Below are 926 nucleotides of genomic sequence, written 5' to 3'. Positions count from 1 at the left end.
CTGAGCCTTTTTCATCCTCGGGTGACCCGGTGGTTTTGCAGGACGGCGATGGCCTTGACCAGGTGACCGGCCTTGGACGGGCTGCACCGTAACCGTTGCAGGATGCGCCAGCTCTTGAGCTGGGCGTTCGCGCGTTCTCCCGGCCCGCGTAGCCGGGCGTGGGCCCGGTTGGCCGCCTTCTGCGGTTCGGGCTTGTTCTTGCCCTTGTACGGGGTGAGCACCACCGCCGCTTGTTTGTGAATGCCCTGGTAGGCCTTGTCGGCCAGGGTGAGGATCCCGGCCGCCCGCAGATGGCGCGGGATGCCCCAGATCCGGGCCGCGGTCAGGTCGTGCGTCTTGCCCGGCAGCGCACCCGACGTCCACACCAGGTCGCCGTCGGGACCGGCGATGACCTGGATGTTCATCCCGTGCATACGGTGTTTGGCCGAGTAGTACGGCCGGTCGGCCCGCACCCGGTCGGTACGGATCAGGGTGCCGTCCAGGATCAGGTGCCGCCGCCCGTCCTTGACGGCTTTACGCAGCGCCGCCGCCAGCTTCGGAGAACGGGCCGACAACAGCTTCACCACCTCCTGGACATACCGCCAAGCGGTCGCCGCCGACACGCCGAAACCTGCCGCGAGCTGGGCGTATGTCTCGCCCTTACGCAGGTGGACCAGGACCAGGAGCGCCTGTTGGCCGGGGTTGAGCGCCCGCCACACCGACCCGATCGCCTTGCGCCGCCGGCGGATGATCCCGGCCACGTAGTTCAGCGTTGAACGCGACAAATCGACGGAAGCGCGATAGAACAACACCCGAAGCTCCTGGTAGTGGCGGATGGATTGTGGTGATCAACCCGTCTACCAGGGGCTTCACTGCGTCATAGGGCAAGCTCCGACACCGCGATCATGCTGTGACCAGCTCTCCCGCCACGAGGGATGAAAAAGGCT

The 926-nt window shown here is 66.4% G+C and carries 1 protein-coding gene; it reads right to left on the bottom strand.

What is annotated here, in order from left to right; translation table 11 throughout:
• Window positions 1-11 precede the first annotated feature (11 nt).
• Window positions 12-791, bottom strand: coding sequence for an IS5/IS1182 family transposase (locus AW273_RS00050; protein ID WP_062343960.1), 780 nt, complete (start codon window positions 789-791; stop codon window positions 12-14).
• Window positions 792-926 lie beyond the last annotated feature (135 nt).

Origin of the sequence: Herbidospora yilanensis (assembly GCF_001570565.1) — a bacterium.
Lineage (GTDB): Bacteria > Actinomycetota > Actinomycetes > Streptosporangiales > Streptosporangiaceae > Herbidospora > Herbidospora yilanensis.
Note: the sequence above shows the minus strand (reverse complement) of the source record. Positions and strands in the feature narration are given on the sequence as shown.